The 19,408-nt window shown below is 69.1% G+C and carries 18 protein-coding genes; 11 read left to right on the top strand and 7 right to left on the bottom strand.

The window, feature by feature from the left end; all coding sequences use genetic code 11:
* Positions 1-236: 236 nt before the first annotated feature.
* From SALMUC_RS13790 to SALMUC_RS13780, 3 genes are all read right to left on the bottom strand, one after another.
* Positions 237-2,339, bottom strand: a complete 2,103-nt coding sequence (locus tag SALMUC_RS13790; protein WP_020040145.1) for an OmpA family protein — start codon at positions 2,337-2,339, stop codon at positions 237-239.
* Between the two features lie 104 nt (positions 2,340-2,443).
* Positions 2,444-3,706: a vWA domain-containing protein gene (locus SALMUC_RS13785; RefSeq protein WP_020040146.1), complete on the bottom strand. Its 1,263-nt coding sequence runs from the start codon at positions 3,704-3,706 to the stop codon at positions 2,444-2,446.
* 30 nt (positions 3,707-3,736) lie between these two features.
* On the bottom strand, positions 3,737-4,642 hold the full coding sequence (locus SALMUC_RS13780) for an AAA family ATPase (protein ID WP_020040147.1): 906 nt from the start codon (positions 4,640-4,642) through the stop codon (positions 3,737-3,739).
* Between the two features lie 206 nt (positions 4,643-4,848).
* Between SALMUC_RS13780 and SALMUC_RS13775 the strand changes: the two genes are divergently transcribed.
* From SALMUC_RS13775 to SALMUC_RS13750, 6 genes are all read left to right on the top strand, one after another.
* Complete coding sequence (locus tag SALMUC_RS13775; protein ID WP_020040148.1) at positions 4,849-5,874, top strand: glycosyltransferase family 2 protein; 1,026 nt, start codon at positions 4,849-4,851, stop codon at positions 5,872-5,874.
* Positions 5,871-6,497: a hypothetical protein gene (locus SALMUC_RS13770; protein WP_020040149.1), complete on the top strand. Its 627-nt coding sequence runs from the start codon at positions 5,871-5,873 to the stop codon at positions 6,495-6,497. The genes SALMUC_RS13775 and SALMUC_RS13770 overlap by 4 nt, the downstream gene beginning before the upstream one ends.
* The gene (locus SALMUC_RS13765) at positions 6,494-8,815 is read left to right on the top strand and encodes a glycosyltransferase family 2 protein (RefSeq protein WP_020040150.1); all 2,322 of its coding nucleotides are present in this window, start codon (positions 6,494-6,496) and stop codon (positions 8,813-8,815) included. Before SALMUC_RS13770 ends, SALMUC_RS13765 begins: the two co-directional genes overlap by 4 nt.
* A 3-nt stretch (positions 8,816-8,818) precedes the next feature.
* The gene (locus tag SALMUC_RS13760; RefSeq protein ID WP_020040151.1) at positions 8,819-9,517 is read left to right on the top strand and encodes an FkbM family methyltransferase; all 699 of its coding nucleotides are present in this window, start codon (positions 8,819-8,821) and stop codon (positions 9,515-9,517) included.
* Between the two features lie 34 nt (positions 9,518-9,551).
* The gene (locus SALMUC_RS13755; protein WP_020040152.1) at positions 9,552-10,601 is read left to right on the top strand and encodes a glycosyltransferase family 2 protein; all 1,050 of its coding nucleotides are present in this window, start codon (positions 9,552-9,554) and stop codon (positions 10,599-10,601) included.
* Between the two features lie 133 nt (positions 10,602-10,734).
* A complete protein-coding gene (locus SALMUC_RS13750) occupies positions 10,735-11,670 on the top strand; it encodes a hypothetical protein (protein WP_021120385.1) in 936 nt (311 codons plus the stop codon).
* Positions 11,671-11,685: 15 nt separating this feature from the next.
* Here SALMUC_RS13750 and SALMUC_RS13745 read toward each other — a convergent pair whose 3' ends face one another.
* Entirely contained in the window at positions 11,686-12,741 is a 1,056-nt protein-coding gene (locus SALMUC_RS13745) for an anhydro-N-acetylmuramic acid kinase (protein WP_051155916.1), read from the bottom strand.
* Positions 12,742-12,838: 97 nt separating this feature from the next.
* Here SALMUC_RS13745 and tyrS point away from each other — a divergent pair, with 97 nt between their 5' ends.
* Positions 12,839-14,092, top strand: coding sequence for a tyrosine--tRNA ligase (tyrS, locus tag SALMUC_RS13740; protein WP_020040155.1), 1,254 nt, complete (start codon positions 12,839-12,841; stop codon positions 14,090-14,092).
* 36 nt (positions 14,093-14,128) lie between these two features.
* Here tyrS and SALMUC_RS30495 read toward each other — a convergent pair whose 3' ends face one another.
* Complete coding sequence (locus tag SALMUC_RS30495) at positions 14,129-14,281, bottom strand: hypothetical protein (RefSeq protein WP_020040156.1); 153 nt, start codon at positions 14,279-14,281, stop codon at positions 14,129-14,131.
* Between the two features lie 47 nt (positions 14,282-14,328).
* Here SALMUC_RS30495 and SALMUC_RS13735 point away from each other — a divergent pair, with 47 nt between their 5' ends.
* The gene (locus SALMUC_RS13735; protein WP_020040157.1) at positions 14,329-15,216 is read left to right on the top strand and encodes a GNAT family N-acetyltransferase; all 888 of its coding nucleotides are present in this window, start codon (positions 14,329-14,331) and stop codon (positions 15,214-15,216) included.
* Between the two features lie 148 nt (positions 15,217-15,364).
* Here the strand turns inward: SALMUC_RS13735 and SALMUC_RS13730 are convergent, their stop codons facing one another.
* Together SALMUC_RS13730 and SALMUC_RS13725 are read right to left on the bottom strand one after the other, a co-directional pair.
* Complete coding sequence (locus SALMUC_RS13730; protein WP_020040158.1) at positions 15,365-15,910, bottom strand: peptidylprolyl isomerase; 546 nt, start codon at positions 15,908-15,910, stop codon at positions 15,365-15,367.
* Positions 15,903-16,409 (bottom strand): peptidylprolyl isomerase, encoded by a 507-nt coding sequence (locus tag SALMUC_RS13725; RefSeq protein ID WP_020040159.1) that lies wholly within the window; start codon positions 16,407-16,409, stop codon positions 15,903-15,905. Before SALMUC_RS13725 ends, SALMUC_RS13730 begins: the two co-directional genes overlap by 8 nt.
* Before the next feature lie 135 nt (positions 16,410-16,544).
* Between SALMUC_RS13725 and SALMUC_RS13720 the strand changes: the two genes are divergently transcribed.
* From SALMUC_RS13720 to pdhA, 3 genes are all read left to right on the top strand, one after another.
* Positions 16,545-17,723: a phosphoglycerate kinase gene (locus SALMUC_RS13720; RefSeq protein ID WP_020040160.1), complete on the top strand. Its 1,179-nt coding sequence runs from the start codon at positions 16,545-16,547 to the stop codon at positions 17,721-17,723.
* A gap of 136 nt (positions 17,724-17,859) precedes the next feature.
* Positions 17,860-18,159, top strand: coding sequence for an FtsB family cell division protein (locus SALMUC_RS13715; protein ID WP_020040161.1), 300 nt, complete (start codon positions 17,860-17,862; stop codon positions 18,157-18,159).
* Between the two features lie 226 nt (positions 18,160-18,385).
* The gene (gene pdhA / locus SALMUC_RS13710; RefSeq protein ID WP_020040162.1) at positions 18,386-19,408 is read left to right on the top strand and encodes a pyruvate dehydrogenase (acetyl-transferring) E1 component subunit alpha; all 1,023 of its coding nucleotides are present in this window, start codon (positions 18,386-18,388) and stop codon (positions 19,406-19,408) included.

Raw genomic sequence — 19,408 nt, 5'->3', positions numbered from 1 at the left:
ATGAGCAGGACGGCCACCGCCATCCATTTTCGGGCCGCGGCCGAGGGCTCGGCGCGGGTCTGTTGCGGGGTGGCGGGGTCCATGTGCATGGAGAGGCCAGATAATCCCTCCGGCACCGGAGTCCACGTGCATCGGCGCACAATGACGCCGCAGGTGCAGCGCCGCCCGCGCACAAGAAAAGCGCGCCGGGCGGGCCCGGCGCGCTTCGCTTGGTCTCATGGTTCTTGCGACCGCGTTCAGCCGCCCTGCAGCAGCGGCGTGATGCGGCGCACCGCGGCGCGGCGGTTGGCGCGTTCCGCGGTGTCGGTCTGCACCGCGAGATCGCCCTCGCCGTAGCCTTGCAGCACCAGGTTCTCCGGCGGCACGCCGAAGTATTCGGTCAGCGCCAGCGCCACCGATTCCGCGCGCCGGTCGGACAGCGCGAGGTTGTAGCTCCACTTGCCGACCGCGTCGGTGTGACCCTCGACGAGGAAGACCTCGCCCGGGTTCTCGCGGATCATCCGCGCCATGGCATTGCCGAGCGCGGCCAGTTCCTGCGCCTCTTCGGGCCGGATCGCGGCCGAGTTGGTCTCGAAGTTGACCGTGTCGACCGAGACCTCGGGCACCAGTTTGCGCACCGCGTCGATGTTGCGGATCTGGTTGAGCGAGAAGCGCCGTTCGACCGCGCTGGTCTCCTGCGAGGCAAGCGCGGCGGCAAGGTCGTCCTCGCTCACCTCGCGGAAGTTCACCCGGCGGTTGTCGGTGGTCTGCGGCAACTCGTTGACCTCGACCTGCTCGACCTGCTGCGTGTCGTCGAAGAGCACCACGCGCTCGCCGTCGGGCAGCGTCCGGATGCGGCGCAGCACGCGGCCGTCGGCAGCCTTGACCGTCTCGACCACGTTACCGTCCTCGTATTCCACCACGGACCGGGTCGACCCGTCGTCGTAGCGGTAGGTGGTCACGTCCGAGCCGGGACGGCGCAGCAGCACGTCGTCGTTGCGCAGCACGCGGTACTGGCCGTCCTGCTCGACCACGACGCGGTCGCCGGTGTTCTCGACCACATTCGCGTTGTCGCCGAGGATCTCGTTCAGCGCCACGGCGCCGAGCCCGAGCAGCGCGGCGGTGCCGAACTGGCGCAGGTTTTCGTTGTCGTCGTCGTCATCGTCGTCCGCCTCGGCGCGCTGCCCCTGCGATTGGGTCTGCTGCTGGGGCTGCTGACCGATCCGGGTGTCGAAGTCCTCGTCCGAGCTGCGCAGCTGCTCCTCGGTCAGGTCGTCTTCCTCGACCACCTCGGCCTCGGCAGTGTCGGGATCGGCGCTGGCCGCGGCGCTGTTCTGCGCGCGCTGCTCGGCACGAGCCGCGGCCTCGGCCTGCTGTTGCGGCGATTGCGGTTGCGGCGCCTGCTCGGCCTGTTGCTGCGCGGGGTCCGTCTGCGGCGTGGGTTCGGCCTGTTGCTGCGTGGGTTCGGCGTCCTGCTCGGTGTCGGCCTGCTGCGCGGGAGCGGCCTCTTCCGTCTCGGCCGGGGCCGGCTGCTGCGAGACCTGCGGCGGATTCGGCTCGGCCTGGCGCGGCGGTTGCGGCGTGGGCGTCGGAGAGCGGTCGAGGTCATCCGCCAGTTGGTTGGGATCGACCTCCCGCGGCGCATCCTGCTGTTGCGCGGCCTGGCCGTCCTGTTGCGCGGCCTGACCGGTCGCGGGAGCCTCGGCCTGCGCGTTGTCCCGGGCCTGCTGCTGGCCCGGCGGGGTTCCGGGGGCAGGCCGGGTCACCCCGGGTGTCTCCTCACGCTGCTCACGGGCCTGCTCCGAACGCTCCGGTGCCTGCCCGGGGGCATTGCCATTCCCCGGGGTCCGAGCCTGACCGGGGGCATTTCCGTTGCCCGGCGCCTGGACCTGGCCCGAGGCGTTGCCATTGCCTTGCTGCCGGGCCTGACCTGGATTGCCGGCATTGCCCGGTTGCCGGGTCTGGCCCGGCGTGTCGGCGTTGTCTTGCTGCTGGGCCTGACCAGTCGCGTCGGCATTGCCCTGCTGCTGGTCCTGACCCGGCGTATCGGCATTGCCTTGCTGCCCGTTCCGGGCGGGCGCATTGCCGTTGCCCGGCTGCCCGGCCTGTTCCGGGGCATTGCCGTTCGGCTCCGGCGGCATCTCGGCGGCCATCACGGCGTCGCAGTTCACGGTCGGCGGGATCGGGGCGGGTCCGCCTGCCTCGCACAGCGTCTTGAACCGGCCCAGTTGCTCGCGGATCTCGGCGGCATTCATGCCCTCGGCATCGAAGCCGTAGTCCTGTGCCTGCGCGGTGCGCGGCATTGCCAGACCGGTCGCCAGCGCGAGCGCGGTCGTGGTGCACAGAATCGTTCGTTTCATGTGTCGTTCCTTTCCTCCGACCGCCTGCGCGGTCTCCGCCCACCAACGCCCGGTACCGCGCCCGGGTTCATATGGCCGGCAAAGGACCGCCGATGCGCGCGGGCTCAGCCCTCGAGGGCGCGCATCAGCCGGTCCTTCTCGCCCGCGTCGTCCGGGCGCGAGATCGCCTCGGCCAGGTCCTCGAGCGAGGCAATGGAGTGGCCGGCGCGGAAGCTGTCGACATGGGGCAGCATGGCGCGGATACCGGCGGCCTTGGGCGCGAAACCGTCCCAGCGCAGCAGCGGGTTCAGCCAGATCAGCCGCCGCGCCGAAAGATGCAGCCGCTCCAGCTCGCGCGCGAGCGCCTGCGCGTCGTCGCGGTCGAGCCCGTCGGTGATGAGCAGCACCACCGCCCCCTGCCCCAGCACGCGCCGCGACCAGTCGCGGTTGAAGTCGTGCAGGCAGGCGCCGATGCGGGTCCCGCCCTCCCAGTCCTGCGCCTCGGCGCCCGCCGCGCGCAGCGCCGCATCGACGTCGCGCTGCGCCAGGTGGCGGGTGATGTTCGTGAGCCGCGTGCCGAAGGTGAAGGCATGCACCTTGGCCCAGCCCGCACCCTTCTCGTTGGCCACCGCGTGCAGGAAATGCAGCACCATGCGCGAATACTGCGACATGGAGCCGGAGATGTCGCAGAGCACCACGAGGTTGGGCCAGCGCGGCCGCGGCGCGCGGTGGTGCAGCGTCCGGATCTCGCCGCCCCGGCGCATGGCCGCGCGCAGCGTGCGGTTGCGGTCGATCTGCCGCCCCGTCGCCGCGGCCATGCCCCGGCGCGAGGGGATGGGCTTCACCGGCAGGGTCAGCCGCGCCAGCATGCGCTTGGCCTGGGCGATCTCCTCGGTCGACATCTGCTCGAAATCCAGCGACTTCAGCCGCTCCTCGGTCGAGATCGTGAAGGAGCTGTCGATCTCGATCTTGGTCGCCTCTTCCTCCTGTTCGCCCTCGGGCTGCGGCATCTCGGGCATGCTGTCGCCGAGCAGCGCCTGCGCGGCGCGCTTCTCGGCGGCCTGGGCGAGCTTCTCCTCCTGCACCCCGCGCACGGCAGGCAGCATCATCGACATCATGTGCTCGAGGTAGCGCGGGTCGCGCCAGTAGAGGCGGAAGATCTGCGCAAAGACCACCCGATGCTCGGGACGCGAGACGAAGCAGGCGTGCAGCGTCCAGTAGAAGTCCATCCGGTCGGTGAAGCCCGCCGCCTCGACCGCGCGGATGGCGTCGATCACCCGGCCCGGCCCCACCGGCAGCCCCGCCCGCCGCAGCGCGCGGGCGAAATGCACGATGTTCTGCGCGAGCCTGGGATGCTCGGGGATCTCGATGGGGACGTACTCAGGCATGATGCGCTCCGCCTGCCGCGCGCGGCGACATCACGCCACCGCCGTCTGCCTGGCCTCCTGCAAAAGGCGCGCGGCCTCGGAGCCCTGGATCTTCGCGATGTCGTCCTGGTACTTCAGGATCGCGCCCAGCGTGTCCGAGATCACCTCGGGGCTCAGGTCCACCACGTCGAGCGCCAACAGACACTTGGCCCAGTCGATGGTCTCGGCCACGCCCGGCTTCTTGAAAAGGTCCTCGGTCCGCAGCGCCTGCACGAAGGCCACGATCTGTCGGCTCAGCGTCTCGGCGGCCTCGGGGGCGCGGGACTGCAGGATCTCGATCTCGCGGTCGAAGGTCGGGTAGTCGACCCAGTGATAGAGACACCGCCGCTTGAGCGCGTCGTGCACCTCGCGCGTGCGGTTCGACGTCAGGATGACGATGGGCGGCTCGGGCGCCTTGATGGTGCCGATCTCCGGCACGGTGACCTGGAAATCCGACAGCGCCTCGAGCAGGAAAGCCTCGAAGGGCTCGTCGGTGCGGTCGAGCTCGTCGATGAGCAGCACCGGGGGGCCGGCATCGTCGGGGCGCATGGCCTTCAGCAGCGGGCGCTCGATCAGGAAATCGGGGCCGAAGAGCTCCTTCTGCAGCGCGTCGCGGTCGGCCCCGCCCGAGGCCTCGGCGGTGCGGATCGCGATCATCTGCGCGGCGAAGTTCCAGTCGCAGACCGCGCTCGCCGCATCCAGCCCCTCGTAGCACTGCAGGCGGATCAGGGTCCGCCCCAGCGCCGCCGAGAGGGCGCGCGCGATCTCGGTCTTGCCGACGCCGGCCTCGCCCTCGAGGAACAGCGGCCGGCCAAGCCGGAGCGACAGGAAGACGACGGTGGCCAGGGACCGGCCGCAGACATAGCCCGTCTGGCCGAGCAGTTGCTGCACGTCGTCAATGCTTTCGGGGCTCTGCATGATGGTCTCCTCCTGCCAATGGCTTGCCCGCGCGGGGGCCGACGGTCAATCCCCCAAAGGTCGCAGGCGCCCGCGTTGACGGGTGTTCAGGGAGATGCAATGATTTTCCCATAATGCCGGACGCGGGCCGCTGCCCGCGGCAACCGGCACGGGCGGGCAGGCCTCCGGAGACGACAGATGTACAAGCAGGACGCGGAGGCGACGGGATGCGCGTGACCGCCGTGACATGCGTGAAGAACGAGGGGCCCTTCCTGCTGGAATGGATCGCCTTCAACCGCCTGATCGGCGTCACCGACTTCCTGATCTACTCGAACGACTGCACCGACGGCACCGACGCCCTGCTGAACGCGCTGGGGGGCTACGGCGTGCGCCATCTGCCGAACCCGGCGCAGGGGCGCAACTACCAGATGGAGGCACTGAAGCACGCCGCGAAGCAGGACATCGTGCGGCAGGCCGACTGGGTCTGGATCGCCGACGTGGACGAGTTCCTCAACATCCACGCGACCGACCACACCATCCCCGCGCTGGTCGCGGCCTGCGGCGAGCCTCAAGCGATCTCGGTCACCTTCCAGTTCTTCGCCAATGACGGCATGGAGACCTTCGAGGACCGCCCGGTGCTCGAACAATTCACCCGCTCGCACAACCCGGACCTGTGGTGCGCCGAAACCGCGATCGAGGTGAAGACGCTGGTGCGGCGGGACTTTCCGCTGCACTACTACGGCGCGCACCGGCCCTTCTTCCGCGACCGGTTGCCGGCTGACCGGCACCCGGAATGGACCGATGGTTCGGGCCGGCCGGTGCCCGAGGCCTTCCTCACCGCCGCCAACACGCGCCGCATCCGCCGCTTTCCGGCCGCAGGTGCGCGAGCCCATGCGACGCTCAACCACTACGCGCTGCGCTCGCTCGACAGCTACCTGGTCAAGACGGACCGCGGCGACGTGAACCGCGAGGGGCGCGTCTTTGACGAGACCTACTGGCGCGAGCGCAACGACCCCGCCTGGGAGGACGGCTCGATCCGTCGCCACCTGCCGGCGCTGCGCGCGGCGCTGGACGAAATGAAGACCGGTGAAATCGGGCGTCTGCACGCGGAATGCGTTGACCGTCACCGTCGCCGCGCGGCGGAACTGTCGGCGCAGCCCGACATGGCAGACCTGCGCGAACGACTGCGCGCCCTGCCCCCTTATCCGCCCGGCGAATACGAGCTCATGCAGGAGCTGAGTCTCGCGTCATGAGCCCGCGTGTCGTGAACCTCGGTCTGCCGAAGTCGGGCACGACCACGCTGGCCACAGCGCTGGGGCGTGCGGGGCTCATTGTCGCGGACCACAAGCTCCGGCGCGGCCGCTGCCCCGATCCGGCGATCGCCGGCAGCTACGTCGCGCGGCAGCTCTACGACGGCTACTTCGGCTCGGGCGATCCGCTGGAGCGGCTGGGCGGCATCGACGCGCTGACCGAGGTCAGCGTCATGACGCGCGGGCTGTGCCTCTGGCCTCAGACGGACTTCGGGCTGATCGAGGCGCTCCGGACGCGCCATCCCGACCTGCGTTTCGTCGCCTCATGGCGCGCGCCCGCGGACATCGCCCACTCCATGCTGCGCTGGTCCGACCTCGGCACCGACCGGCTGCCGCGCGGCAACGTGCCCGGCATGCCCCGCGGCTACGGCGAGACGCGGCTCGAGCGCAGGCAATGGATCGCGGCGCACTACGCCTTTCTCGATCGCATCTTCGCGGGCGACCCGCGCTTCCTGCGCTACGACACCGCCGATCCCGATGCGTCCCGGCGCCTGTCGGCGCACCTCGGGATCGACCTGCCGTGGTGGGGCAAGGCCAACGAGAACCGCGGGCTGCCCGCGTCATGAGGATCGACGTTCACATCGGTCCCGACGCCACGGTCGCGGACCGCCTGCAACGCGTGCTCGCCGCCAAGCGCGACCGACTGCGCGACGAGGGTGTGCTCTACGCCCGCTCTCCCGGCGCGCGGAACCACACGCGTCTTTTCATGGCGGTGACCGACCCCGATGCCGTGGATAGCCTGCGCTACAACCGCGGCGTGGTCACGCCCGAGAGCCAGTCCGCGCTGCGCGAGGAGGTGGCGCGCAAACTGGCCGAGGAGGTCGCGCGGGACCGGCCCGAGGTGCTGATCCTCACGGCCCACCAATTGGGCAGCACGCTTTGCCGGCGCAGCGAGTGGCAGCGCCTGCGCGCGCTGCTGGCGCCGCTCTCCGAGGACATCCGCATCCTCGCGCATCTCGACGACCCGGCCCGCATGCTGGCCCGAGGCTACGCCGCGCAGGTGATGGAGGGACGTGCCCGGTCGCTCACGCTCGAGACGGGGCTGCTCGGAGCCGAAAGCTGGTGGGACGCCGCGCTCGCAACGCGTCCACCGTCCGAGCCGCGCGCCGGTCAGCTTCCGGAGGTACAAGGCGGCCTTTTCTGGCTGGATTTCAAACGCCTGCAGGATGAGATCGAGGCCGCCTTCGGCCCCGGGGCGGTTGCATTTCATAGCCTCGACCCCGCGCAGCTCTACTCGGAGGCCGGGACAGAGGTGGTGCGCCAGGTCTTCGGTATCGCCGCACAGATCGGCAAGGCCGAGGCGGTCGCGCCGCCCGCACCTCCGGCCGAGGCCTGGCTCACGCGTTGCCGGCTGCTGAACGACGCGCTCCTGCGGTTCCTCGCGCAGCGGGACGCCGGACTGCCACGACAGACGTGGCGTAAATTCCTTCAGGAAATCAAGGTTCAGGGAGACGTTCTTTATCCTGGCGACCTGCACGCCGTCTCGGCCCGTTTCGCGCCGGATCTCGCCGATCTCGCGCGGCGGCATCCGGGCCTAGATCCCACGCACCTGGCGCCCGATCCGCCCCGGCCCGACTGGCAGGAGGCCGATCCGACGCGCGGTTTCCGGGCGACGCAGTACCTCATGGCCTTCCGCTGGCGCATCGAGCAGGCGCAGAAGACCGAGGCCCTGCCGAACAAGCCCGCGCCGAAACGCAAGCGCATCCTGCTGTCGCCCGCGGCGCAGGCCCACCTGCCACAGGACGCGCTGAAGGCCCTCGCGCGGCTGCAGGGCTCGGCCTTCGCGCCGCACGACAGGCTGGGCGGTATCGACGAGGGAACGCTTGCCGCCGCCTACCCGCCGCGGCCCTCGCGTGACACCCATGGCCGCAGGGTCATCCTCGGCTGCATGAAGAACGAGGCGCCCTACATCCTCGAGTGGGTCGCCTACCACCGGGCCATCGGTTTCGATGATTTCCTGATCTACACCAACGGTTGCGAGGACGGCACGACAGGCCTCCTCGACCGGCTGCAGGCGATGGGCGTGCTGCAGCACCGCGAGAACGAAGACTGGACCGGAAACTCGCCCCAACAACACGCGCTGGACCGCGCGCTGGACGAGCCGCTGATCCGCGACGCCGCCTGGATCGCGCATATCGACGTGGACGAGTTCGTGAACGTGCGCTGCGGCGCCGGCACGCTGGACGACCTCTTCGCGCGGGTGCCCGAGGCCACCAATATCGCGATGACCTGGCGGATCTTCGGCCACAACGGCGTGGAGCGGCTCGACGACCGGTTCATAATCGAGCAGTTCGAGACCTGCGCCCCGAAGTTCTGCCCCAAGCCGCACACCGCATGGGGCTTCAAGACCCTGTTCCGCAACATCGGCGCCTATGCCAAGATCTCGTGCCATCGCCCGAACAAGCTGGCGCAAGGCCTTGAAGACAGGGTGAAATGGGTCAATGGCTCGGGCGCGGACATGACGGCCGAGGCGCTGCGGAATGGCTGGCGGAACTCGCGCAAGACCATCGGCTACGACCTCGTGCAGCTCAACCATTATGCCCTGCGCAGCGCCGAGAGCTTCCTGGTCAAGCGCCAGCGCGGGCGGGCGCTGCACGTCGATCGGACCATCGGGCTGAACTACTGGGTCCGCATGGACTGGTCCGGCGCGCGCGACCTCACGATCAAGCGCAACATCCCCCGCGTCCGTGCCGAGTACGACCGCCTGATGGCCGACCCCGAGCTGCGGCAGGCGCACGAGGCGGGTCTCGCCTGGCACCGCGCCAAGGCGGCAGAGCTGCGGGCCGACCCCACCTTCGCGGATCTGTACCGGCAGGCGCTGGAGCTGCGCCTCACCGACACCGAGCGGGTGGCCTATGCCCTCGCGCTGGACACGGAGAGCTGAGCCATGGACGGCCACGAGACGCCCAGGGACCCCTACATCCACTCGCGGGGGCTGAAGATCCCCAAGCATCCGCAGATCACCACCGGCCGCGTTCGGGGGGCGCTGCGCGGCGGCACCTACGAGCGCAAGGAATGCGATGCCGTCTCACGCGTGGTGCGCGCAGGCGACTGCGTGCTCGAGCTGGGGGGTGGCATCGGCTACATGTCGACGCTGCTGTCGGTAAAGAAAAAGGTGGCGCGTGTGGTGAGTTACGAGGCGAACCCGATGTTGCTTCCCTACATCGCATCGGTGCATGAGGCCAACGGCGTAAAGAACGTGGAGGTGCGAAACGCGCTGCTCGCCCCGGAGAGCGGCGCGCCGGTCGACTTCCACATTCGCCAGAACTTCCTGGCCTCCTCCCTGGACCGGGAGGCCGATCCCGAGGGCGTCACCGGGACGGTGCAGGTCCCGCGCCACGGGCTGGCCGATGTGCTGCCGGAGGTGACGCCCGACGTGCTGGTCTGCGATATCGAGGGCGCCGAGGCGGAGCTGCTGCCGGCGGGCGACTGGTCGGGGCTGCGCTGCGCGGTGATCGAGCTGCACCCGCAGTGGATCGGACAGGCCGGCGTGCAGGCCGTTTTCGACGCGATGCAGCGCGCGGGCCTGACCTATTTTCCCAAGGCCTCCGAGGCCAAGGTCGTGACCTTCCGGCGGGGATGGTGAGCATGTGCAGACCCCCACAGTCCCGGAGCGCGCGATGAAGATCACCGCCGTGCTCTGCGTCCGCAACGAGGGCGCCTTCCTGCTCGACTGGCTGGCCCATCACCGCGCCTGCGGGATCACCCACGTCGTCGCGCTGTCGAATGACTGCGAGGACGGCACCGACGCCATTCTCGACCGGCTGGCGGCACTGGGGCACCTCACCCACATCCGCAACGACGGGCCGCACGACAAGGGCATCCAGTTCACCGGGCTGCGTCTGGCCGACCAGGCGCCCGCGGTGCGCGAGGCGGACTGGCTGCTGCCGCTTGACATCGACGAGTTCGTCAACGTTCACGCCGGCGACCGGACCCTGCCTGCGCTCATCGCGGCCCTGCCCGAGGCCACGGCCATCACCCTCACATGGCGGCTTTTCGGCAACGCGGGCGTGGTGCGCTATGAGGATCGGCCCGTGCCGGAACAGTTCACCCGCGCGGCGCCCGCCGTCATGCACTGGCCCTGGCGCGCCTCGATGTTCAAGACGCTCTACCGCAACGACGGCACCTACGGGAAGCTTGGCGTGCACCGCCCGCGCGATCCCGACGCGTCACGGGTCGAGCAGGCCCGCTGGTTCGATTGCGAAGGCCGCGAGCTGCACCCGCGTTTCCGGACCCGGCAGATCTTTTCCCCCTTCGGCCGGCCGAACCACGCGCTCGCGCAGCTGAACCACTACCCGCTGGGTGCCATGGAAAGCTACCTACTCAAGGTCGACCGAGGGCGCGCCGTGCATGCTGCCGACGCGCTCGGGCTCGACTACTGGGTCGAGCGCAACTTCAACACCGAGGAGGACCGCTCGGCGCTGGATCTGCCCGGCGTGGCGGAGGCCCGCGAGGCGCTTGGGGCCGACCCCGAACTGGCCGCACTGCACGCCGCGGCCGTCGACTGGCGCCACGCCAGATTCCGGATGCTGATGGAAGAAGAGCCATTTCGCGCGCTGATGGGTCGCCTGCTGATGACGCCCCCGTCCAGGCCGCTCCCGCCCCGCGCGGCGCAGATGCTCGTCGCGCATGCGCTGCGGGCGCAGTCGGCCGACGACGGCAAAGGGTAAACGCGCCAGAGCCTGCGTTAACCATACCTCGCAATCTTGCCCGACAAACTGCACATTTCCGCCTCAAATCAACGGCACCTTCCGGCTCGATCACGGCGCACGGCGCCCGAGTCCCAGGTTACAAGGTAGGCAGATGCAGGACGGAACGGACCTCTCACGGGTCGATCTTTCGGGATTGAAACGCAGTCAGTGGATCCGTGCGATCTCGGAGGTCGGCGAGGCCGAGGGGTTTGCCGAGCCGTTGGGCAAGCGTCACCATGCCATCTTCGTCGAGGAAGGCGACACGCTGCTCGTGACCTTCGAGAGCCTGCCGGGCATCGAGGCGCTTTCCGGCACGGCGACCCCTTTGGGCTGGGAGATGGTCAAGCGCAACGGCTGGTCGCATCTCGGCGTGATCTCGGCCCGTGACACCTGGTTCCGCGACGCCCGCGTCTACGGCTTCTTCGACGCCCTGCTCGATGACGGCTTCTTCGACGAGTTCGACAACGTCATCTTCTACGGCGCCGGGCCCTGCGGCTATGCCGCCGCCGCCTTCTCGGTCGCCGCACCGGGGGCCCGGGTGGTGATGCTGCAGCCGCAGGCCACGCTCGATCCCCGGGTGACCGAATGGGACGACCGTTTTGCCGAGATGCGGCGGCTGAACTTCACCTCGCGCTACGGCTACGCGCCGGACATGCTCGACGCGGCCCAGCACGCCTGGGTGCTCTACGATCCGCAGGAACGGCTCGACGCCATGCACTCCGCGCTGTTCGAGCGGCGCAACGTCACGCGGTTCCGCCTGCCCCACATGGGCGCCGCGCTGCAGGGCGACCTCATCGGGCTGGACCTGATCGCGCCGATCCTGACCGCCGCCGCCGAGGACCGGCTCGACAGCGCGAGCTTCGCGAAGCTGATGCGCGCGCGCCGCGACCACACGCCCTACCTGCGAAAGCTGCTGGCACGGCTCGAATCGAGCGGACGTTCGGAGCTGGCCGAGGCGCTCTGTCGGAATGTCACCGCGCGGCTCGATGCCCCGCGGTTCCGCCGCCGGCTGGAGATGCTGCGCAGTGCCCGCGAAAGCGCGAGCTGACCCCGGCGCGCGCGGTCACACCCGGCTGATGCGTCCGCCGCCCACGGGCGCGGCCACGCCCGTCGTGCCGGGCGCCGATGTCGGCCAGCCCCGCAGCACGCGCACCGCGAGATAGGCAAAGGCCTGCGCCTCGAGCATGTCGCCGTCGAGGCCCGCCTCCTCGACCGCCATGACGGAACAGTCGAGCCCCGCCGCCAGCATCGCCATCATCACCGGGTTCCGCCGCCCGCCGCCGGAGACCAGCAGTCGCTCGGGCGGCACGGGGCAATGCGCCATGCCCTGCATCACCGACACCGCCGCCAGCGCGGTGAGCGTGGCCGCCGCGTCCGCGTCGGACAGGTCGCTCACGATCTCGCGCAGCATCGGGAAATCGTCCCGGTCCAGCGACTTCGGCGGAACCCGGGAAAAATAGTCTGCCTCGAGGAACTGCTCGAGCACCCCGTCTGCCACCTGCCCCTGCGCGGCAAGAGCCCCGCCCCGGTCGCAGTCCACCCCGCGCCGCGCCGCCATCAGGTCGTTGAGCGGCGCGTTGGCCGGCCCGGTGTCGAAGGCCAGCAGCGCGCCCTCGTCTTCGGGCGCATCGCAGCGGGGATCGACCCAGGTCAGGTTGCCGACGCCCCCGAGGTTGAGAAAGGCAATGGGCTGCGTCGCGCCAATCCACTTCGCGCAGGCGAAGTGGAAAAAGGGTGCGAGCGGCGCGCCCTCGCCGCCAAGCGTCACGTCGTTCGAACGGAAATCCCAGACCACGTCGCGCGCCAGCGTCTCGGCCAGCGCGTCGCCATCCCCAAGCTGGTGGGTGCCGCGCCCGCGCGGGTCATGGGCCAGCGTCTGACCGTGGAACCCCACGAGCTCGGCCTGCGGAAACTCCGCCAGCAATTCGGCATGGACGCGCTGCACGACCTCCGGCGCCTTGCCCAGCTCGTCGCCCGGCCAGCACCCCAGCGCTCCGCGCAGCGCCGCACGCTCATCGTCGGAATAGGCGCGGTAGCCGGCCTCGCCGAAGGCGAAGATCCGGCGCCCGTCGGTCTGCAGCAGGGCCGCGTCCACACCGTCGAGCGAGGTGCCCGACATCGCCCCGAGCGCCCAGAGCGGCTCTGCCTCGATCTTGCCCTTCACCTTCGGTCCACCCGCCTTTATACCTCGCGCCGGACTATAAGAGGCAACACCGATGACCTACCACCCCCGATCGGACTTTCTGCGCGTCATGATCGAGCGCGGCTTCCTCGCGGACTGCACCGATTACCAGGGCCTCGACGAGGCGCTGTCCAAGGGCGTGGTCACCGCGTATATCGGCTATGACGCCACGGCGCAGTCGCTGCACGTGGGTCACCTGCTCAACATCATGATGCTGCGCTGGCTGCAGAAGACCGGCCACAAGCCGATCACGCTCATGGGCGGCGGCACCACCAAGGTGGGCGATCCCTCGTTCCGCGCCGACGAACGCCCGCTTCTCACGTCCGAGCAGATCGACGCCAACATCGACGGCATGAAGCAGGTCTTCGCCAAGTATCTGGGCTACGGCGAGGGCGAGACCGATGCGCTGATGCTCAACAACGCCGAATGGCTCGACGACCTCAACTACCTCGCGTTCCTGCGCGACATCGGCCGGCACTTCTCGGTCAACCGGATGCTGTCCTTCGAGTCGGTGAAATCGCGCCTCGACCGCGAGCAGTCGCTCTCGTTCCTCGAGTTCAACTACATGATCCTGCAGGCCTACGACTTCCTCGAACTGCACCGCCGTTACGGCTGCAGCCTGCAGATGGGCGGCTCGGACCAGTGGGGCAACATCGTCAACGGCATCGACCTTACCCGGCGCGTGCTCGACGACGAGATCTTCGGCCTGACCTCGCCCCTGCTGACCACCTCGGACGGGCGCAAGATGGGCAAGAGCGCCGGCGGCGCGATCTGGCTCAACGCCGACATGCTCTCGCCCTACGAGTTCTGGCAGTTCTGGCGCAACACCACCGACGCAGACGTCGGCCGCTTCCTCAAGCTCTACACCGAAATGCCCATCGAGGAATGCGAAAGGCTGGGCGCGCTGTCGGGCTCTGAAATCAACGACGCCAAGATCGTCTTGGCCAACGCGGTCACCACGCTCTGCCACGGGGCCGAAGCGGCCGCGACGGCCGAGGCCACCGCGCGCGAGGTCTTCGAGAAGGGCGGCGTCGGAGAGGATCTGCCCACGCTGGAACTGAGCGAAAGCGAGCTTGGCGAGGGCATTTCCATCGTGCAGCTCATCGTGCGCTCGGGCCTTGCGAAATCGGGCAAGGAAGCCAAGCGCCTGATCGCCGAGAACGGTGCGCGCATCGACGACGCGCCGCTGACAGACGCGGGCCTGATGATCGACGCGGCGGCCCTCACCGCACCGGTCAAGCTCAGCGCGGGCAAGAAGCGCCACGCGCTGGTCAAGCTCGCCGGCTGAAGCCTTTGCCGGCCCGCCCTCACGGCGGGCCGCGCTTCAGGACAGTGCCTGGAAAAGCGCCAGAAGGACGAAGGGAATCGACAGCACCGAGGCCGCCAGAAGCGCGGCGCCTGCGGTCGGCCGCGGCCGGGGTGCGGTGACGGCGATGGAGCGGGGCGCCTCCCGGCGCGAGGGACGAAACTGTGCCATGTGGCAGTTTAACCACCGATTCACTTTCCGGTTCCTTAATCCAGATCATGGAATCGCTGGCCCTCCCCCTGCTCCAGTCGCCCCAGTTCGCCCGCGCCTGCACCGCCGCGGGCATCGGCCTTCAGCGGGGCGGCCATGACGACGCGGCGGGCCCCGTGCTCCGCTGGCAGGTCCAGTCCCGGCGCCTGCCCGGCCTCGGCCGCGTGACCCTGTGCTCGCGCGGGCCCGTCGCCCGCGCGCCCGGCGCCCTCAAAGCCTGGCTCGACGACCCGCAGGCGTTTCCGCGGGGACCGCTCCTGCTCAATGCCGATGGCCTCGGTGCCGCAGAGCTGCGCGCCGCCGGCTTCTGGCCGCTGGTCACGCCCGCAACGGTCGCGCTCCTGCCTCTGGGCGATCCCGACCGAATGCGCGCCGCCATGCACCAGAAATGGCGCAACCGCCTCAACGCCGCCGAGCGGCAGGGCGTCACCCTGCGCCGCCAGCCGCTCCACCCGGACCACTGGCTGCTCGCGGCAGAGCAGGCGCAGTCCCGCGCCCGCCGCTATCGCACACTTCCTCCCGCGCTGAGCGCGGTCTACGCGCACGCCAACCCCGGGCAGGCCCTCGTCTGGGAAGCGTACCACGGCGGGAAATGCGTCGCCGCCATCGCGGTGCTGCGCCACGGCAAGATGGCGACCTGGCAGATGGGCGTAAGTCGCCCAGAAGGCCGCCGATGCAACGCCATGAACGCCGCGCTCTGGGGCGCCATGCGTTGGCTCGCACGCGCCGGCCACGGCTGTCTCGATCTCGGCATCCTGAATTCCGAGGACGCCCCCGGACTCACCCGCTTCAAGCTGGGCAGCGGCGCCCGCGCCCACCGGCTTGGCGGCACCTGGCTTCGCTCGGCCACGCTCGCCCCGCTGGCCCGGCGCCTGCCATTGCTGCTCGCGAAGTGACCCCGCAAGCATCTTCTGGCCGCAAATATCCCGGGTGGTGAATTGCCCCGGCCCCGCCGGGGCAAGAGGAGGGCAGCGCCCTCCTCGCCTGCGTCCCGCCCAAAGGCGGGACGCTGAAGGCTGCGCGCGCGAAGCGCGCACCGATGGGTCAGTCGGTGACCGTGACCTCGGTCATCACGTCGGGCTTGCCCGTCACCGCACCGTTCCGGCCCGAGCCGCGCTTGATCGCGTCGACCACGTCCATGCCCGAGGTCACCTCGCCAACCACGGTATACTGCCCGTTCAGGTGCGGCGCAGGGGCGAACATGATGAAGAACTGCGAATTCGCCGAATCCGGGTTCTGCGACCGCGCCATGCCCACGGTGCCGCGCCCGAAGCTTCGGTCCGAGAACTCCGCCGGCAGGTTCGGCAGATCGGATCCGCCGGTGCCGGCCATCCGCATGTCCGACCCCATCGTGCCGTGCTCGACATCGCCGGTCTGGGCCATGAAGCCCTCGATCACGCGGTGGAACACGACGTCGTCGTAGGCGCCCTGCTCGGCCAGCGTGGTGATCCGCTCGACGTGCTGCGGCGCGACATCCTCGAAGAGTTCGACATGAACGGTGCCGTTGGCCTCGCCCTCGACGGTGATGTCCAGCCCCGTCGCCATCGCGGGCGAGGCCAGAAGGCTCAGTGCCAGGACCAGCTCACGCATCTGCGGCCACCTTGACGCTCACCATCCGGTCCGGTGCCGCGGGCGGCTCGCCGCGGGTGATCGCGTCGACATGGGCCATGCCCTCGATCACGCGGCCGTAGACGGTGTACTGGCCGTTGAGGAAGTGGTTGTCCTTGAAATTGATGAAGAACTGCGAATTGGCAGAGTTCGGATTCTGCGAGCGCGCCGCGCCCAGCGTGCCGCGGTCATGCGGCAGCTTCGAGAACTCCGCAGGCAGGTGCGGCAGGTCCGAGCCGCCCGTGCCCGCGCGGCGCAGGTTGAAGTCCTTCTCCATGTTGCCGTTCGCCACGTCGCCGGTCTGGGCCATGAAGCCCTCGATCACCCGGTGGAAGGCCACGTTGTCGTAGGCGCCGGCGCGCGCCAGTTCCTTCATCCGCGCCGCGTGCTGCGGCGCCACGTCGGGAAGAAGCTCGATCACCACGGTGCCGTCCTTCAGCTCCATGAGGATCGTGTTCTCGGGGTCCTTGATCTCGGCCATCTGCGTCACTCCGTAAGCCTCGCGTTGCCTCCGACTTATCCCTGCCCCACGCCTTTGCCAAGGGCACCGCTTCGTCGCATTGACCTGTGCGCGAGGCTGGGGCAGACCTTCGGCAACGATTGACAGGAGGAATGGATGGCCTGGAAGACGCTCGACGAGATGGACCTCGACGGCAAGCGCGTGCTCACGCGCGTCGACATCAACGTGCCCGTGGAGAATGGCCAAGTGACCGACGCCACGCGCATCGAGCGGGTCGGCCCGACCGTGCAGGACATCCTGTCGCGCGGCGGCAAGCCCGTGCTGCTGGCGCACTTCGGCCGGCCCAAGGGCAAGGTCGTGCCCGAGATGTCGCTGAAGATGCTGGTGCCGGCGCTCGAGACCGCCTTCGGCACGAAGGTGCATTTCGCCACGCTGGACGAGGCCGAGGTGGTCATCGACCATGCCGCCCCCGGCGAGGTCGTGCTGCTCGAGAACACCCGCTTCGAGCCCGGCGAGGAAAAGAACGACGACACGCTCGCGGCCCGCTACGCGAAGCTTGGCGACATATACTGCAACGACGCCTTCTCGGCCGCGCACCGCGCCCATGCCTCGACCGAGGCGCTGGCGCGGCTGCTGCCGGCCTGCGCCGGCCGGCTGATGCAGGCCGAACTCGAGGCGCTGGAAGCGGCGCTCGGCAATCCCAAGCGACCGGTTCTGGCCGTGGTCGGCGGCGCCAAGGTCTCGACCAAGCTCGAGCTGCTGTCGAACCTCGTGGAAAAGGTCGACATGCTGGTGATCGGCGGCGGCATGGCCAACACCTTCCTCGCGGCGCAGGGCGTGAGCGTGGGCAAGTCGCTCTGCGAACACGAGATGGCCGACACCGCGAAGGAGATCGCCGACAAGGCCGCCGCGACGGGCTGCGAGGTGCTCCTGCCGCGTGACGTGGTTGTCGCGCGGGAGTTCCGCGAGAACGCCCCCTCGGAAACCGTCAAGGTCGAGGAGTGCCCCTCCGACGCCATGATCCTCGACGCCGGCCCCGACAGCGTGGCCCACGTGATCGAGGCGATCGACCGCGCCGAGACGCTGATCTGGAACGGCCCGCTCGGCGCCTTCGAGATCGCGCCCTTCGACGCCGCCACCAATGCCGCCGCGGCCCATGCCGCCAAGCGCACGGCGAATGGCAAGCTGGTGTCGGTCGCGGGCGGTGGCGACACGGTGTCCGCGCTGAACAAGGCCGGCGCCTCGGAGGATTTCACCTACATCTCGACCGCCGGCGGCGCCTTCCTGGAATGGATGGAAGGCAAGGTTCTGCCCGGTGTCGCGGCCCTGGGCTGACGCGGGCGCCATGCTTGGTCAAATTGTGATCGCGCCGGGGGAATCGGGGGATTCCCCCGGCGAATCGCTTGTGCCATAGTCATGGGACGCGCCCGCCAGAGGCGCGGCATCCGAGGCAGCGCACGAGCACAGGACCATGACCGTCAGACGAAAACCGGCCTTCGGCGTCGTGATCTACGCGGCAATCACCCTCGGGCTGTCGCTCTACTTCATTTTCGCGGCGGTCCAGGGCGACTACGGTCTCTTCCGCCGCGCCGAGATCGAGGTCGAGGGCGACACGCTGGCCGCCGAGCTCGAAACGCTCGAGGCCGAGGTGGCGCGGATGGAAAATCTCACCAACCGGCTCTCGGACGACTACCTCGACCTTGACCTGCTCGACCAGCAGGCGCGCGACGTGCTGGGCATGATCCGCTCCGACGAGATCGTCGTCCGCTGAGCGGCGGGCCGCCCGGCCCCGTGCCGGAGCCCGCTCCCTCCCCGGCACCGGACAAGACCTGGACGGCAGGTCGCACGACCAGACCCGCTCCCTTTTCCTCCCGCCATTTCGCACCTGCAGCGAAGGTTTTTCCGCCGACGTGCCTTGCGGGCTTTGACACGCTGTTCTCACCGCAGTAGGCTGAAGAAGAAAGTTTAACACTAAACTACCCTATGGGAGGAGCGACATGGCCGCCAGGAAATCCGCTGCCAAGCCGAACGTCTCGCCCGAGGAGCTCAAGCAATACTATCGCGACATGCTGCTGATCCGCCGCTTCGAAGAGAAGGCGGGTCAACTCTACGGCATGGGGCTCATCGGCGGATTCTGTCACCTGTACATCGGCCAGGAGGCCGTCGTCGTCGGTCTCGAGGCCGCGGCGGACGAGGGCGACAAGCGCGTCACCTCCTACCGCGACCACGGTCACATGCTGGCCTGCGGGATGGACCCCGACGGCGTCATGGCCGAGCTCACGGGCCGCGAAGGCGGCTATTCCAAGGGCAAGGGCGGCTCGATGCACATGTTCAGCCGCGAGAAGCATTTCTACGGCGGGCACGGCATCGTCGGGGCGCAGGTGCCGATCGGCGCCGGCCTCGCCTTTGCCGACAAGTACCTCGAGAACGACCGTGTGACCTTCACCTACTTCGGTGACGGCGCGGCCAACCAGGGCCAGGTTTACGAGAGCTTCAACATGGCGTCGATCTGGTCGCTGCCGGTGGTCTTCGTGATCGAGAACAACCAGTACGCCATGGGCACTTCGCAGAAGCGCTCGACCAGCGGCCAGGACATCTACGAGCGCGGTGCGCCCTTCGGCATCCCGGGCGAGCTGGTCGACGGCATGGACGTGCTCAAGGTCAAGGAAGCCGGCGAGAAGGCCATCGCGCACTGCCGCGCCGGCAAGGGCCCCTACATCCTCGAGATCAAGACCTACCGCTACCGCGGGCACTCGATGTCGGATCCGGCCAAGTACCGCACCCGCGAAGAGGTGCAGAAGATGCGCGAAGAGCGCGACCCGATCGAGAACATCCGCACCATGCTGCTGGACGGCAAGCATGCCAGCGAGGACGATCTCAAGTCGATCGACAAGGAAATCAAGGACATCGTCAACAAGTCGGCCGACTTCGCGCGCGAAAGCCCCGAGCCGGATCTCGACCAACTTTGGACGGACATATACGCCAGCGAACTGCCGCAGGGCGACGCGGTAGACAGCTGA

This window comes from Salipiger mucosus DSM 16094 (assembly GCF_000442255.1).
Classification (GTDB): domain Bacteria; phylum Pseudomonadota; class Alphaproteobacteria; order Rhodobacterales; family Rhodobacteraceae; genus Salipiger; species Salipiger mucosus.
The sequence above is the reverse complement of the archived record's forward strand: the minus strand, read 5'-3'. Positions and strand labels throughout refer to the sequence as shown.